The sequence below is a fragment of the Kocuria sediminis genome, from assembly GCF_009735315.1.
GTDB lineage: Bacteria > Actinomycetota > Actinomycetes > Actinomycetales > Micrococcaceae > Kocuria > Kocuria turfanensis.
Window position 1 is genome coordinate 1 of sequence record NZ_WOGU01000017.1, and the last position, 14,252, is coordinate 14,252.

Here is a 14,252-nt window from a genome sequence, read left to right on the forward strand (position 1 = left end):
AGGGCCAGGCCCACCCCGGCCAGCAGCGCGAACAGCGCGGCCGAGTCCCCGGCGAAGAGCAGGTAGCTCCACGTCGGTTCCCCGGTGGTCTCGGTCTCCTCCGGCAGGATGTGCACGGCGATCAACCCGATTAGCGCCAGGCCGCGGGCCGCGTCCACACCGACCAGGCGCGGCGTGCCACCCCACCGACCGGTGCGACCGGCGCCGCGGCCGTCCTGCGGACGAACCGCGGAGTCCCCGCCGTTGCTCATCTCGACCCCTCCTGGTGGTGCCCGGACCCGGGCGGCACTAGGGCCCGATGAGGAGGAAGCAGCAGGCGCCCGGAACCCGTCCGTAGGCCCTGCATCTCCCCTGCACCTTGCCCTGCGCCTTCCCCCGGCACTGCCCCCAGGATGGGGCGCCCGGGTGGCGGTCGGGTCGAGCCCACATGGAGATTCGATCAAGAAACCGGTCGCCCCTAGAAGGCTCACCATGGTCTGCGGAAGTCGACGACGGGCGGATACTAAGCAGATGCGACCCCGCCATCGACAAATCCCTACAGCAGCACGGTCCGCCGCTAACCGTGTCCTAGGTCAAGCTGCGTCGCTGAGAAGTTCACAAGAACCCTGCCATTGTGGCTCTCAGTGTTGATGCGCGAACGGCTGTAGCGGTAGCTATGGCCTTGCTTCCAGGAGTTGCTGTTGCTGGTGGTGCCGACGGGCCTGGATCTGTGCCCTAGTCCGATCAGCATGTTGCCGCGACTGGGACTCGAAGTCCACGACGATACGGGCAATCAATGCCACCGCCGCGATGAGGAGCAGAACGATCGCCGCCGGCTCGGGTGCAGCACTAGTTCCGACCGACAAGCTCAGCTCGATCATGGCCGCCACAGCTGCCGTGCCGCCCGCGCCTGTGGCGATGCTCATCAACATTCCTGCCATGGGGAGCCTCCCGGGGATGAGCACTAGACGTTTGTCTATGCAAAACAGGCTAGTAACGTGACTCCCCAGTAATCAAGAGAGGACGCGTGTCACGTGTCCACATTTTGAGACAGGATGGAGGCCCCGCTCACCCCCTGCCTGCCTCTGATGGGGCGACGGCACTACCGCAAGAGTGGGTGACACCTGGGTTGGTTTGCTGTACGAGAAGAGGCCATATGTGGAACCCATAGGGGACCTCGAGCAGGTTCCGATGAAGCCACCCGGAGCTCAAGCAACCCGGCGTAGTCGTCATGCCCGTTTACCCCGCGCGATGAAAAGGCCCGCACAGGTGCGCCATACGCATCACGATGTCCACACGCACAACGTACTCAGATGGTCGTCGCCTGCGGCAGCTCCCGGATCCGCCGATAGAGCGTCGCCCGCGACATCCCGAGGTCCTTGGCCACTTGGGTGGCCGGCTCACCGCCCTCGATCAGCCGCAGCCCGTTGCGGATCTGCGAGTCCGTGAAGGTCTGGCGCCGCCCGCCCAGATCCTTGCCGGCGGCCCTCCGCTTGGCCACCGAGTCGGTGATCCGCTCCCGCTTGATCTCCAGCTCCATCTGGGCCAGGGCGGCCATCACCGTGAAGACCATCGACCCCATCGGGGTCGCGGTGTCCACGTCTCCCCCACCCAGGTTGAGCACCCGTAGCCCGGCTCCCCTGCCTCGCAGTGCTTCGGCGAAGGCCAGCATGTTCTGCGTCGACCGCCCCAATCGGTCCAGTGTAGTAATGACCAGCGTGTCGCCCTCCTCGAGCGCGTCCACCGCCTTGTCGAAGGCCGGACGGGACGCACGTCCTCCAGACACTCCATGGTCCACATAGATGTCATCGCGTCGCACGCCGGCGGCGAGCAAGTCAGCCACTTGACGGTCGGCGTCCTGTTGCCGCGTCGACACCCTGGCGTACCCGATTAGCTTCCCCATGTCCACCTCATCTGTCTCGCAACTGACGTTGAGTATCCGATTCTAGGGGCATGGATAAAGCACAAGGATGCGAGACACCCGGATCCGCGGAATCATGCGGGAGCAAATTTCCCGGACGAGACGTCTCGCATCCCCTGGCTTGAGAGACGATGGGTCCTGTGCCCTCAGAGCTCGGGGTGTTGCCCTAAACAGGGGATCGCCCGTCCTATGGTGGGGAGGTGGAAAACGAGGACATCACAACTGAAAAATTGCGTGCAGCTGCTATCCGCGTCGCCGCATCAGTTATGGCCGACGATCTCGCCGATCGGCCACTGGAAGTCATCCTCGAACAGCTCCTTATCACACACGCACCGCAGCCGATCGTCATCGACGTAGCCGATCGCTACTACGAGCATGACGGAAGCCGGTTCGAATTGAAGTACCCGTTTCGTGGTGATTTGAAACTGCTCATAGAGGTGAGCGAAATGGTGAGTAGAGGACAATCAACAGGTGGCCAGTCGGTCGCCGAGTTCGCGTTCAACGTTGATCACCAACTCGGGGAAGACTTCGCTGACCAACTTGCCCAACTTGTCACAAAAATCGAGGAGAAACTCCTCGAGGACGTACGCACCGCTAACGAAATAATCGGGCAACGTCAGGCTGTATTCGCGGAAACGTTGCGTGCAGAGCTGCAGCCACGTTGGAAGATGACTCGGGCCCTGCGTGGGGCGATGGAGCAATTGCAGGTGCCGCTGACACGGCCAACAAGCGGCCGTGTTGAGGTACCCGTTCGACCGGCGCCGCTGTCGATGCGGGTACTCGAAGAGGCGGCGGCTACTGGGGCGCCACAGTGGGCTCTGGCCGATGACATGGCGGAATCGGTCGTTCAGACAATCGCTTCGTTCTCAAAAGCACTCGAGCGCCTGCCGGGAACAACCAAAAAACTACTGGAGCAGGACGAAGAGACACTGCGTGATGTGCTGCTGTTCGTGCTAAACGCCAACTTCCAGGGACAGGTCACGGGTGAGACTTTCATCGGTCAGGGCAAGTCAGACTTGTTGCTGCGATGGAAGGACCGCGACGCTTTCGTGGGTGAATGCAAGATTTGGAAGGGCCCTCAGGCACTGACTGCCGGACTGGAACAACTACTGACCAGGTACACCTTGTGGCGGCAGTCCCGCATCGCGCTGATCGTGTTCATGCGCGGCCACAGGAATGTCACCGATCTGATTGATTCGGCTCACGCAGCGATCAGCGCACACCCGCGCACACAAAGGTTGATCGATGCAAGTGAACCGGCTTCCCGTGGGGACTACGAAGTTCTGGCTAGTGATGACGAGAAGCGACTGGCACACCTCACGTTCCTGCCTGTGGTGATCGATTGATAGACGGGGACTGGTGGCAACAACTACTCATGCGGGGGATCACCCAGGCGATCTCCGTCGAAGCGCTTTTCAGCAGCCAGCGTTCCTTTGAGTACCGAGGCTGAGCGCCGCCGCCGCCGAGAGCTGATGAAGCGGCATACGCGGTGGGGGCGTGTCACGCCCAAGGATGTGCAGGCCTTTCGAGAGTTGAGCGAGGGCGACAAGCTGTTCGTATTGACAGAGGTACTAGCTCGGGGCGGAAGCGCGGGCAACACCTCTGGAGTGGCCCTGCTTATCGGTCTTTCAGCCCTGATCGTCAGCGCGGGCAAGGGCGTAATTGAGCCATTGATACCACTGTTGGTCTTGGCCGTGACGTTCCTGGGACTACTCACTCTTGCCGTAAATTCTCGGATGCATAACGCTGATAATCGAGCGCGAATCTACGAGAAATACCTGACAGATACAGCCAATAGGGAACTCGTCGACGAAGGCAGAGTAGCAAGGTTTGACAACCACAGAATCCGTCGCCCTGCTCACGTAGCGCCACGGCTCCTACGTCGAGGTTCGAGATAAGGTCCGACACGCCCTCACGGAGGATCCGGATGACTCCTGCTTCTCAATCCCCTGGCAGGGGAGAGCGCCAGGCAGATTTTCAGCCCACCCATGGGAAGTTAGTTCGGCTAGAGTAATTCAGCCGTGTATATATTGACGGTGCAAGCCATGATGGAATCAATGAAAAGGGGCTGAGTTGGCGCAGAGCGTGAAAATTATTCTGGAAGACGACCTCGAGGGTGGTCCTGCTGACGAGACCGTCCAGTTCAGTCTGGACGGCCGGCAGTACGAGATCGACCTTTCTACCGCCAATGCCGAGAAGCTGCGGGAGGCCCTGCGCCCCTACGCAGCCGCTGGCCGGCGAGCCCAGTCCAAACCCACCCGGACCACTACGTCCCCCTCTTCCGGTGGTAACCCGGAGACGGCGAAGATCCGCGCCTGGGCGAAGGACAACGGATACAAGGTCTCCGACCGCGGCCGGATCCACCAGTCCGTCAAGGACGCCTACTACGCCGCTCAGTAGACCCCCACTCCCCCACCCGGACACGCCTTCGGACCTGTCCGGGGTGATCCGGGACATCGGGGCTCGTGCCAGCAGCCACGGCCGCGGCATCGCCACCGAACGCCTCGGGACAGAGCTCGAGCGCGGGAGCCGTTAGCGTGGTCACTTCCTCTCGGTGAGCAGCGGGTGACGGACTGACGGTCCCTGTCCGGCCCAGGATTGCCGGGACGCCCCGCGTCCACACTGGACAGCGCTGGTCGTCCCTTCGGCCCCCGACAACTGCCCCTCGCTGGGGGTCAGCCCTGGCCCCATACGGACGGGGAGTGGGCACCCGCGTCGTTCGACAACCCACGGAACCACCCACCCCATCCCGCCGCCTGTCCAAAGAATGAGGAACCCGACCCACCACCACCGGTGAGCCGGGTTCCTTCCTCTTGGACCATGGGAAAACAGCCCGCAGTTACGCCCCTCCCCCACCGGGGCCCGGGTGTTATCGGTTGATCTGTTGGGCGTAGGCGCGCACCGCGTTCTCGATCACGGCCCGGGCGGTGCCGTCGTGCTCGGTGAGCTCCTCGATCAGGTCGGAGACGTCCTGGGCCACCCGCACCCCGAGCTGGATGGTGGGTTCCCGGCGCGGCCGCCCCCGCCCGCGCTTGGGCGCAGACACCGCGGGTTCCGCTGCCGGTGCCGCCTGCACCGGCGGGGACGACACCACCGGCGGGGACGACACCACCGGTGTCGCGGGCTGGGGTGAGGTAGCGCGTGGGGGTGTGTAGTCGACCGGGTCGATGTGCTCATCCGGGGCCGGGCGGGGCCGGCGACGCTGGAGCGAGGCGGGACGCTCGGGCTTCTCGGTCATCGCAGCACCTTCTTCGCGATCGCGGTGTAGGCATCCAGCACCCGGGCGCCCTTGCGGTACTGGCCGTACCACTCCCCCGAAATCCGCACCTCCTGGACGATGGCCCGGTCGGGGATCAGCGGCTCCAGGAACAACCCCGTGGCCCGCAGCTCCTCAAGGCTGGCCACGGCCGCCCGGCTCATGATCGTCTCCTTCACCCCGCCCACGACGATGCCGGCTTCGGTGAGGGTGTCCGGGGCGCCGAGATGCTGGCGGTGCCGGCGGAACTGGGCGACCGTGCGCCGGGCCCCTTCCACCCCGTCGATGCCGTCGCTGGTGGCGGTGGCGGCGTAGACCACGGTGTCCGCCGCGTTCAACGCCGACAGCGTCAACGGACCGCCCTGCCGGTTGGGGCAGTCGATGACCACCACATCGGCCGACAGACCGGTCAGGGAGATCTTCAGCCGCAGCTCCGCATGATCAGCCCGGTCTGCCTCCCGGTTGGAGACGTTGCGAGCCGAGGGAATCACCCGCAGGTTCGGGTGCCACCCACTGGGCACCGCGAGATCCTCGGCCCAGCCTTCAGGATTCTCATCACCCAAGATCGCACCGACGTGCATTCCTTCAGCCGATGGCTGCACTCCGAACCACTTGGTGGAAGCCGCACGGGGGTCGAGATCAACGAGTACTACTTGGTGCCCCTCAGCGGCAGCGACCATTGCTAGGGAGACAGCGGTGGTCGTCTTGGTGACACCGCCAGATTCGCTGTAGACCATCAGGGTTTGCATGCGTTCATGCTACCAAGCTAGGGAGCATTTTATCTAGCTATACATATACCTCGCTTGCTCGCTAGCCACCATGATAGCTAGAGATCTATCTACCAAAAAATGTAGATGCTGGTCTTGTCCGGGCGTTGAGGCTCCCGCTGCTTCCCTTTGGCAATCATTTTGGAGGCCCGCCAGGGCCGAGAAAATGTGCGGCAGTCCTCGTCCGCTGACTTACTTCAGTGAGTCGGCGGCTAGCTCGCACCATGGCAAACTCCCCGTCGATTCGAGCTCCTTCGTAGGCTCAGGGCATGACTAAATCCCCCCAGGAGTCGTTGCTCTCCGTGTCTGAAGAGGAGCTGGCTCACCTTCGTCGGTTCCTGATTAAGCTCGACCACTCCCTTGCCTCGTTCGACCCCATGAAGATGCCGCCGGCGGTTCACGCCAAAACGTCCCTTGCAGGAGATGACAAACACATGGGCGGTTGGCCGATCAGCATGTTCGCCCATTCCGGCCTCGTGGCTACAGCAGGGAATCTGGCGTCTCTCCGCGACTTGATCGTGATTGAGGAGGGTGATGGCCATGTACAGGTTCGTGCCCGGGCCCATGGGCCGTTCGCACTGGTGCGGGCGGCGCTGGAAAGCGCAGCTCAGGTGGCGTGGGTGATGTCTCCACACGGTCGCTACGAGCGGATCGCGCGAAGGTGGGCCCTGCGACACGATGAACTGCAGATGCAGCAATACTCCATGGAGGATTACCTCGAAGATTCAAAGCTCAAGGAGATCGCCCAGCGAGATATTGAGAAGCTTGGCCGGGCCCGCGCTCGTATGCGCGAGCTCATCGACGGCACCCCCTCCCTCACTTGGAGACAGGTTAGGAATCAGGATTCTAAGTGGACCTCGCTATTCAAAGACCTGGAAGCCCGTCACGAGCTGTTCCAGGATGTGCGGTTACTGTCCATCTGGCGCATCTGCTCCGGCTTGTCCCACAGCAAGGAGTGGGCGGGGCTGCACTCTCTAACGCACAAGCCATTGGAAGGTGCTGCCGAGGCCGGATCAGCTGATTCGCTTCCCCACCTCGTCGGGATGGACTACGAAACTCTCTCCACATACGGATCGGCCGCAGCGTTCATGATGGACCTGGCAGTATCGCTGTACCGGCGAGGGCTGACGGTCCAGCGATGACCCAGGGCCGCGTCGACTTTTACGAAACGGTGCGCAACTCAGCCCAGTCAGTGGTGTAGCGCGGGGACAGGTCGGCTTGGCGGTTGGCCCAGGGGGTGGGGGCGTGGGCGCCGAGTCGGCCCAGGGCGAGGGTGCCGGTGCCGAAGCGGCGGTTCACGGCGTCGATGAGCTCCCCGATCGGGGCCGGCTGCTCGAGTACTCCCGGCAGAACAGGCACGGACCCCTCGGGGGCGAGGTCCATACAGAGGATGCCGGCGCGCATGTAGGACATCCCGTGCACCAGCTTGGGCGCCAGTGCTGCGCGGGCCGCGGCCACCAGGGGAGTGGGTTCATTGGTGGGCACGGCCAGGCGCACGTGCGCGGAGACATTGTGGGTGGGCCCGGGCCGGTGCGGGGAGGTGCTCGCGAACACTGTGAAGCGCCCGGTGACCTCGCCTTCCTTCCGGAGCCGGCGGGAGGCGCGTTGGGCGAACTCGGCCACCGCGGCCCCGACGATCTCGGGGTCCCAGATGGGGTCCGGGAAGGATCGGGAGACCAGGATCTGGGCCTTGGTGGCGACCTCGTCCTCGACGGGGATGGCGGGGAAGCCGTTGAGCTCCAGGACGGTGCGCATCTGCACCACGGAGAACTTGTGGCGGATGGCCACCGGGTCGGCATCGCGCAGGTCGGCGATGGTCTCGATGCCCATTGCTTCCAGGCGCTTGGCCAGCCGTCCGGCGATGCCCCAGACCTCGGTGACGGGCAGGGCCTCCATGAGCTTCTCCCAGTACCCGTCGGGGGCCTGGTCCCAGTGGACCACCCCGCCGGTGGCGGGCAGCTTCTTGGCGGTCTCGGTGGCGATCTTTGCCCGCGTCTTGGAGCTGGCGATGCCGATGCTCACCGGTAGTCCGACGTTGCGGGCCACGGTGGCCTTCAGTCGGCGGGCCCACCGGGTCTGCTCCTCGGGGGTGCCCTGGGGTGGGAGGAGGAAGCATTCGTCGATGGAGTACACCTCCTGGCCCAGTGCGTGGCGGGCCAGCAGCAGCATCACCCGCTCCGACAGGTCGGCGTAGAGCTGGTAGTTGGAGGAGCGCTTTTCCAGTCCCCAGCGTGTGGCGTCGGCGCGCAGCTGGAACCAGGGGTCACCCATCTTGATCCCCAGTGCTTTGGCTTCGGGGGAGCGGGCGACCACGCAGCCGTCGTTGTTGGAGAGCACCACCAGCGGCTTGCTCGCCAAGGAGGGCTCGAAGAGGGCCTCGCAGGAGGCGTAGAAGTTGTTCACGTCCACCAGGGCAATCACGGGGTACCACCTTGTTTGGCCCGGCTAGTGCAGTTTCCGGGAGTGGACGTGGTGGATCGAGTAGGTCACCACACCCCATACCTGGAGCTGGGTCATCGAGGGAATCGTGATGTCGGGATAGGCGGGGTTCTCCGCGTGGAGGACCACGCCGTGGTCGTGGACGTGCAGGCGTTTGACGGTGAACTCGTCGTCGTAGACGGCGATCACTACATCACCGTGTTTGGGGGTGATGGATCGGTCCACGAGGATTTCGTCGCCGTGGTAGATCCCGGCTCCTTCCATGGAGTCTCCGGTGACCCGGAATGCGTAGGTGGAGGTGACGTCTCTGATCAGGACCTCGTTGAGGTCGATCCGGCCGTCGTCGAAGCTGTCCTGGGCAGGGGAGGGGAAGCCAGCCGGGACTCGGACCAGGACCGCAGAGACCAGCACGGGGCGGTCAATGGTGAGCGGAACTGGGTGTCTCATGCCGCCAGGATAGAACACATATTCTAAAGCTCAGCACATGAACACAATTGACTCGTACAGATATACGGTTTGGCTAGTGCCGATGCTGCGGATTCTCCCCCGCCGACCGGACACGCCAAGGGTCCGGCTACGGAGCCGAGGCGGGCGCACCAGCGGCCTGGTTCTGGCCGGCGGCGATCTGGGCGGCCCAACGTTGCCGGAACGGCTGGCGAGGGCCATGGGCGTAGGAGGACGCTGGGACGGCCGCGGCGGCCGCCGTGCGGGCCGCGTAGCGTTCGGCGGCCGCCCGTGCTGCCGCCCGGCGCTGGGCGGCCTCGGCGGCGACCCGCTGGTCCCGCGACCGCATCGGGGTGCCGTCGGAGTGGGTCCAGGCGCGCATCCGGGCGCCCAACCAGGCGGCGGGGTTGTCGATGCCCTCCACGGTCAGGAAGCCGTAGCGGGTGCCCTGAGGGGTCCAGTCCAGGGCGGTGAGCACATCAGCGATGGTCCATCCGGCCTGGAAGAACGGGCGGCACACGCTCACCACGTGGGCGGTTGTGAGCTGGCGCAGCACGATGGCCTCGTGCTGGAGCTCCAGGGCCGCCGCCCGTTGAGTCTCCTTCCGCGCCCGACGGGTCACCCGTTCCGTCAAAGGCTCCGTCGTCGCATGACGGGGCCACAGCGGGGCTGTACGACGGCTCAGGGCGGCGACCACCTCGCGCCGCTGTGCGGCGCGTTTTCGGGTCGGTCGCGGCGTAGCCGCGTCCTTCGGGGAAAGTTCTTCGCGCGCGTGCGGGGAAAGACTCTCCCACTTCGTGGGGACCGGGGTGTCAGTTATCTCCACAGGCTCAACTGCCGGCTGGACGGTGTTGTGGATGAGGGCGTAGACGGGGGCCTCGCCCTGGGTGCGGCCGGTGGCGGCCGGGGTGCGCCCCGCGCTGCGGCCGGTGGCCACCACGGCCAGCAGCCCGGCCTCGCGCAGGTGACGGATCACCCGCGCCACGGTGGAGCGGGAGCGGTCAATCTTCGCAGCGACCCAGTCCCAGGTCGTGCGCCAGGTGCGCGAGGCGGGGTCCTGCTGGCGGCAGATGATCTCGACGACGGCCAGCAGGTTCGCCCGGGCATCGGCACGCATCAACTCCAGGCTGGGGTGCTCCAGGACGGCTCGGCGCCAGGCGGCGACGTGCTTGACGAGCTGGCACCCCTTGGGCACCGCCCGCAGCACGACAGCCTTGGAACGCTCATGCTCCACCCGCACCCGACGGGTACGCGAGGGGAACTCTCGAGCGGTCTCGAGGGCAGCGTCAGGGGAGGAGTGTGACCGAAAATCGGCATGCGTCAGTGAGGAGGGGTCCCCTTGCGGGAACGCCTCAGGTACACTAGGGGACACAACAGTCCCCTGGTAATGGGTTCATATGCGGTTCTCATCCGGTTTCTGTTGAACCAGCTGTTCTAGGTCGCCAAACTCACGACAGCTGATTGACTTCGACGGCCCGCCCTGCAAGGCGGGCCGTCAGTCGTTTAAGCGGTTTTGGTGATGGGAAGCTCCTCAGCGTTCTGCCGATCGTCTATCGCGTTCGGCAATCCGTGGTCGCGGTCGATCAGCGCACCGATGTAATCGGCCTGGGACAGGCCAAGAGCGGCCGCCTTCTCAAAAGCGCGGCGGTGCTGTTCAGGGAGCACCCGCATGCTGAACGGGACTCTGCGCCCGATCATCTTGGGGGGCTCGTATTCCTTCATGTGCTCAGCATGACACATGTACATGACAGTGAACAGCGTCAAGTCCCCGTGTCGGGCTTACTTGCTGCTACCCATGTCATGTGTCTGGTGGCCGACGACGTCCCACTGGTTGTTGTGCTTCTCGAGGTAGATGACGACGTGGCGTTGGCCGGTGGCCTCGATCGGGTGGCTGTCGCGGCTGATCCATCGCCAGGTGAGGTCGTAGGCGCGGATGGCTTTGTCTGCGGCGACGTCGCGGGTGACGTCGCCGACGGCTGGGATGAGGCTGGGGGCGCTGTAGGCCTGGTGTTCTGCTGGTTCGAGCCAGGCGGCTTGGTTGCCGTTGCGCTCGGGCTCGACCTGATGGGCGGCCCACTCTTGGGACATCAACGGTGTGGCGCGGATGGCGGCGGCGGTTTGGGTGCGGTCGGTGGCTGTGTCCCAGGAGTGCAGCATCAGCGCGGCGGTTTCGGCTGTGGCCTCCACATCGGCCCGGTCCGCGCTGCCCGGATCGGGGAAGGTGCCTTCTCCGGGGGTGAGCTCGGTGGGGGAGGGCGTGGCCGTGGCAGGAGTGGTGGTCTGCTCGCTGGTCGGCTGTGTCCCCTCGGGCCCGCAGGCGGTCAGGGGCAGCAGGCACAGGGTCAGGGCGGTGATCAGGCGGTGTCGGGTCATTTCGGCCATGCTCCTTTCTGTTTGAGGATGGGCTCGGGGTCGATGTTGTGTCCCTGGTAGGGGAAGACGAGGTCGGGGGCGTCGGGTGTGTAGATCTCGAAGTGCAGGTGCGTGGCCATGCCGAAGCGTCCGCGGTTGCCCTCGGTGCCGATGACGTCGCCGCGTTTGAGCTTTTGGCCTTTGGCCACGTCCCAGGAGTGCAGGTGGCAGAAGGCGAAGCCGAAGTCGGGGTCCTCCCCGTTCTCCTTGGCGATCACGCACCCATCGGTGGCGTTGAACCCGGTGATCCGCAGGGACGTGGGGGCGACGACGACTCCGCCGCGGCCATTGCCGGCCCCGGGGGTGGCGATGTCCACGCCTTCGTGCTGGTTGGCCCACCCCGGGACCCCGGCCAGGGCGCGGCCTCCGTAGCCGGAGGTGAACTTCCCGCCGGGCAGCGGGGTGGTCCACTCGCCGTCGCCGAGGTCTCCGTCCCATTCCTGCGCCCCGGTGGGGGCCTGGCAGTGGGCGGAGAACTCGCTCTGCCCGACGTCGAGGATGGTGCGGACGTAGTTCTGGGTTTCCTCATAGGGCGGCACGCCCTTGTACTGCTGCACGGCCCCGGGGCCGGCGTTGTAGGCGGCCAGGGTCAGGCGCACGAGCTGGTCGGCGTCCCCATCTGCCAGTGGTTCGACGTCTTTCTTGAGGGCGGCCATGTAGCGCCCGTAGGCCGGTATCGCGTCGTCGGGGTCGGTGACCTCGCCCCCGTTGCCGTAGGTCGCCCAGGTGGCGGGCATGAACTGGGCGATGCCTTGAGCTCCGGCGGAGCTGCCGGCGTTGGGGTCCCAGTTGGATTCCTGCTGGAGCTGGGCGGCCACCACGCTCACGGGCAGCCCGGCGGTCTGAGCGGCTGCTTCCACCAGTGGTGCCCAGCCGTTGGGGATGTTCGGTGCACGCTCCTGGTCGTCGTCGGTGGTGACGGCGGTGACGATGCAGGAGGTGGCCGAGGTCTGCTCGTCGTCTTCGGCCAGGGTGGCCACGAGCACGGCCAGTGCCACGATCGAGCCGATAGCGAAGACGAGTAGTAGCGCCACGAGGGCGCCGAGGGCGCGCGGGGATCCAGCGGACATCACAGCCTCCTGGGGGGATGGGAGGGGTGTGGGTCAGAGCTGGTCGGTCAGCGTGGCGGTGGCCTCCTCATAGGCCCGCACAGTGGCTGGGTGCAGGGCGTCGTAGTGGAAAGCGCGCCCCTCCTGGAGGGACTTGTCGAAGGGGATGACCACGCACCCGGCCAGCCCGATCGCCTCCGCGTAGTCACGCAGGCGGCTGATGCGTTCGGTGTTGTTGGTCGCGGTGTTGGAGACGACCAGCACGGACCGGGCCAGCTTGTCGCCGTGGCCCTCAGCCCGGACGGCTTCCACGGTGGCTTCCAGCAGCCGGGCGTCGTCCTCGCGGTTGTGGGCGACCAGCACGAGCGAATCGGCCACGTCCACGGCAGCGCGCCAGGTGGAGGACTGGGCGGAGTTGCCGGTGTCGAGCAGGATCAGGCTGTAGAGGGACCGCAGCGTCTCATGTGCGGTGCGCACGGAGCGCCCATCCACCCGGGAACGGTCGGTGCCCTCCGGCGGGGAGGCCAGCACGTGGATCCGGTCATCGCCCTGGGGGCGCACGTAGCGCACCAGGTCGGCGGTGCGCCGGGTGACCGTTTCCAGGTTGCGGATCAGATCCAAGGTGGTGCGGTCGTGGCCTGCGGTCAGGGACCGTTCGGCCAGGGTGCCCTGGTTCTCGTTGAACTCCCCGGCCAGGATGTTGCCCCCGCGCACCCGACCGTAGGTCGCGGCGAGGTGGTAGGCCGTGGTGGTCTTCCCACCTCCGCCCTTGAGCTGAAGCACCGCCACGGTGCGGTGGGTCTGAAGCGGCCGCTGGATCCGGGACCGACGGGCCCGGGACGCACGCTCGGCGGCCGACGCCGCCAGGGACAGTCCGAGGGCCTGGTTGCACCATCCACGCCAGCCGTGCCGGGCCGGCGACTCGGGCGTCTCCGTGGTCGCTTCCCGGCGCAACTGCAGGCGGGCATCCCCGGGCTCGACGACGACCGGGGCTAGGGCGGGGGTGGTAGGCGCCGGGTCACTGAGGAGTGCGCCCTGCCCTTGTCGAGCAGGTGCGAGTGTGGGGCTCGGAGGGGTTGCTGCTGACGTGGCGGTGGCGGGCGGTGCGGCCGGCACGGACGACACCGTGACGTCCCCTGATTGGGGGACATCGGACTCAGCGGACGTCTGCTGGAGCTCCTCGTCGGCGAAAGGCTCCGCGGGCTGCTGTCCGCTCTGGTCAGCAGCGGGTTTGGTCGCCGCCACCGGGCGTGTCGCCTGCTCAGCTGCGGGGAGGAGGTCATCGACGGTGACCACGCGTGAAGTCCCGTCTCGGGATGGTCGCTTCTTGGTCGAGGCACTGGTATCTGCGGCCACGGAGCCGTCGGCCGAGACGATCAGGTGCGTCTCCGGCTCGGTCGCCGACGTCGGGTCGATGGCCGTCAGTTTGACCGGTCGCCCCAGGTCATCGGCGACAGAGACGAGGTGCTCGATGGCTGCCGGCATCGAGGCGAACTCGTAGGGGACCCGGTCGATCGTCACCTCCACGCTGTCGTCCTCGGCGATCCTCGCGGTGCAGACCGGCCGCTCCAATGCCTGAGCCATGGTGCTCTCCCTACTGCTGGGTTGGTGATGCCCCGTCACCGTCGGTGGGATGGGGGATGTTGTAGTGGGCGCGCAGATGTTCCTTGATGTCGTCGCGCAGGATCAGCCAGCTCTTGCCGAGCTTGATCGCCGGCACGATCCCGTCGCGCAGCCAGCGGTAGGTGACCGTGCGGTCAGCCAATCCGAGGACCTTGGTGAGGTCGTCGACGCTGAGGCGTTCTGGCAGGCCCTCGAAGAGCCGGTCGAGCGCGTCAGCCACGACAACCCCCTCCATCCACGCATTCGCCATAGTACACATAAGTCGCTAATCTGTTCCTAGAGTTCACTAACAAGGTCTATAACCCCCGATAGTCGTTTAGTAGATATATCCTCAAGCTTAGGCGACCCCCCGTGAGGAAAAG

At 65.6% G+C, this 14,252-nt stretch carries 15 protein-coding genes and 1 pseudogene; 3 read left to right on the forward strand and 13 right to left on the reverse strand.

Translation table 11 applies throughout. The features are described 5' to 3' along the window. From GMA12_RS16145 to GMA12_RS16155, 3 genes and pseudogenes are all read right to left on the reverse strand, one after another. Positions 1-251 (reverse strand): annotated as a pseudogene (locus GMA12_RS16145) (hypothetical protein); the annotation flags it as partial. 402 nt (positions 252-653) lie between these two features. After that, positions 654-905 carry a PEP-CTERM sorting domain-containing protein gene (locus GMA12_RS16150; RefSeq protein WP_156270537.1) on the reverse strand — a complete coding sequence of 84 codons (252 nt, stop codon included), beginning with the start codon at positions 903-905 and terminating at the stop codon, positions 654-656. A gap of 383 nt (positions 906-1,288) precedes the next feature. Further along, positions 1,289-1,882, reverse strand: coding sequence for a recombinase family protein (locus tag GMA12_RS16155; protein ID WP_156270538.1), 594 nt, complete (start codon positions 1,880-1,882; stop codon positions 1,289-1,291). A gap of 218 nt (positions 1,883-2,100) precedes the next feature. Between GMA12_RS16155 and GMA12_RS16160 the strand changes: the two genes are divergently transcribed. Together GMA12_RS16160 and GMA12_RS16165 are read left to right on the forward strand one after the other, a co-directional pair. Then, positions 2,101-3,246: a hypothetical protein gene (locus GMA12_RS16160; protein ID WP_156270539.1), complete on the forward strand. Its 1,146-nt coding sequence runs from the start codon at positions 2,101-2,103 to the stop codon at positions 3,244-3,246. Positions 3,247-3,973: 727 nt separating this feature from the next. Then, positions 3,974-4,300 carry a histone-like nucleoid-structuring protein Lsr2 gene (locus GMA12_RS16165; RefSeq protein ID WP_156270540.1) on the forward strand — a complete coding sequence of 109 codons (327 nt, stop codon included), beginning with the start codon at positions 3,974-3,976 and terminating at the stop codon, positions 4,298-4,300. Positions 4,301-4,769: 469 nt separating this feature from the next. Here GMA12_RS16165 and GMA12_RS16170 read toward each other — a convergent pair whose 3' ends face one another. Both GMA12_RS16170 and GMA12_RS16175 read right to left on the reverse strand, forming a co-directional pair. Further along, positions 4,770-4,946 (reverse strand): hypothetical protein, encoded by a 177-nt coding sequence (locus GMA12_RS16170; RefSeq protein WP_156270541.1) that lies wholly within the window; start codon positions 4,944-4,946, stop codon positions 4,770-4,772. A 188-nt stretch (positions 4,947-5,134) separates the two neighbouring features. Continuing rightward, entirely contained in the window at positions 5,135-5,905 is a 771-nt protein-coding gene (locus GMA12_RS16175; protein ID WP_156270542.1) for a ParA family protein, read from the reverse strand. A 287-nt stretch (positions 5,906-6,192) separates the two neighbouring features. Between GMA12_RS16175 and GMA12_RS16180 the strand changes: the two genes are divergently transcribed. After that, the gene (locus tag GMA12_RS16180) at positions 6,193-7,065 is read left to right on the forward strand and encodes a hypothetical protein (protein ID WP_156270543.1); all 873 of its coding nucleotides are present in this window, start codon (positions 6,193-6,195) and stop codon (positions 7,063-7,065) included. A 19-nt stretch (positions 7,066-7,084) separates the two neighbouring features. Here GMA12_RS16180 and GMA12_RS16185 read toward each other — a convergent pair whose 3' ends face one another. From GMA12_RS16185 to GMA12_RS16220, 8 genes are all read right to left on the reverse strand, one after another. Beyond that, entirely contained in the window at positions 7,085-8,344 is a 1,260-nt protein-coding gene (locus GMA12_RS16185; RefSeq protein WP_162459968.1) for a Y-family DNA polymerase, read from the reverse strand. A 24-nt stretch (positions 8,345-8,368) separates the two neighbouring features. Then, positions 8,369-8,809 carry a LexA family protein gene (locus tag GMA12_RS16190; protein ID WP_062737464.1) on the reverse strand — a complete coding sequence of 147 codons (441 nt, stop codon included), beginning with the start codon at positions 8,807-8,809 and terminating at the stop codon, positions 8,369-8,371. Between the two features lie 127 nt (positions 8,810-8,936). Further along, positions 8,937-10,040, reverse strand: coding sequence for a hypothetical protein (locus GMA12_RS16195; RefSeq protein ID WP_156270544.1), 1,104 nt, complete (start codon positions 10,038-10,040; stop codon positions 8,937-8,939). Positions 10,041-10,309: 269 nt separating this feature from the next. Beyond that, on the reverse strand, positions 10,310-10,528 hold the full coding sequence (locus GMA12_RS16200; RefSeq protein ID WP_156270545.1) for a hypothetical protein: 219 nt from the start codon (positions 10,526-10,528) through the stop codon (positions 10,310-10,312). 57 nt (positions 10,529-10,585) lie between these two features. After that, positions 10,586-11,179 (reverse strand): hypothetical protein, encoded by a 594-nt coding sequence (locus GMA12_RS16205; RefSeq protein ID WP_156270546.1) that lies wholly within the window; start codon positions 11,177-11,179, stop codon positions 10,586-10,588. Beyond that, a complete protein-coding gene (locus GMA12_RS16210; protein ID WP_156270547.1) occupies positions 11,176-12,288 on the reverse strand; it encodes a transglycosylase SLT domain-containing protein in 1,113 nt (370 codons plus the stop codon). The genes GMA12_RS16205 and GMA12_RS16210 overlap by 4 nt, the downstream gene beginning before the upstream one ends. Before the next feature lie 33 nt (positions 12,289-12,321). Then, the gene (locus tag GMA12_RS16215) at positions 12,322-13,056 is read right to left on the reverse strand and encodes a MinD/ParA family ATP-binding protein (protein ID WP_156270548.1); all 735 of its coding nucleotides are present in this window, start codon (positions 13,054-13,056) and stop codon (positions 12,322-12,324) included. Between the two features lie 805 nt (positions 13,057-13,861). Beyond that, the gene (locus GMA12_RS16220) at positions 13,862-14,110 is read right to left on the reverse strand and encodes a helix-turn-helix domain-containing protein (RefSeq protein ID WP_162459969.1); all 249 of its coding nucleotides are present in this window, start codon (positions 14,108-14,110) and stop codon (positions 13,862-13,864) included. Between the last annotated feature and the right edge of the window lie 142 nt (positions 14,111-14,252).

Excerpts from the sequence above, each read along its gene's own strand:
- GMA12_RS16175 (WP_156270542.1), bottom strand. The coding sequence starts at position 5,905 with ATGCAAACCCTGATGGTCTACAGCGAATCTGGCGGTGTCACCAAGACG.
- GMA12_RS16200 (WP_156270545.1), bottom strand. The coding sequence starts at position 10,528 with ATGAAGGAATACGAGCCCCCCAAGATGATCGGGCGCAGAGTCCCGTTC.
- GMA12_RS16180 (WP_156270543.1), top strand. The coding sequence starts at position 6,193 with ATGACTAAATCCCCCCAGGAGTCGTTGCTCTCCGTGTCTGAAGAGGAG.
- GMA12_RS16205 (WP_156270546.1), bottom strand. The coding sequence starts at position 11,179 with ATGACCCGACACCGCCTGATCACCGCCCTGACCCTGTGCCTGCTGCCC.
- GMA12_RS16155 (WP_156270538.1), bottom strand. The coding sequence starts at position 1,882 with ATGGGGAAGCTAATCGGGTACGCCAGGGTGTCGACGCGGCAACAGGAC.
- GMA12_RS16150 (WP_156270537.1), bottom strand. The coding sequence starts at position 905 with ATGAGCATCGCCACAGGCGCGGGCGGCACGGCAGCTGTGGCGGCCATG.
- GMA12_RS16210 (WP_156270547.1), bottom strand. The coding sequence starts at position 12,288 with ATGTCCGCTGGATCCCCGCGCGCCCTCGGCGCCCTCGTGGCGCTACTA.
- GMA12_RS16190 (WP_062737464.1), bottom strand. The coding sequence starts at position 8,809 with ATGAGACACCCAGTTCCGCTCACCATTGACCGCCCCGTGCTGGTCTCT.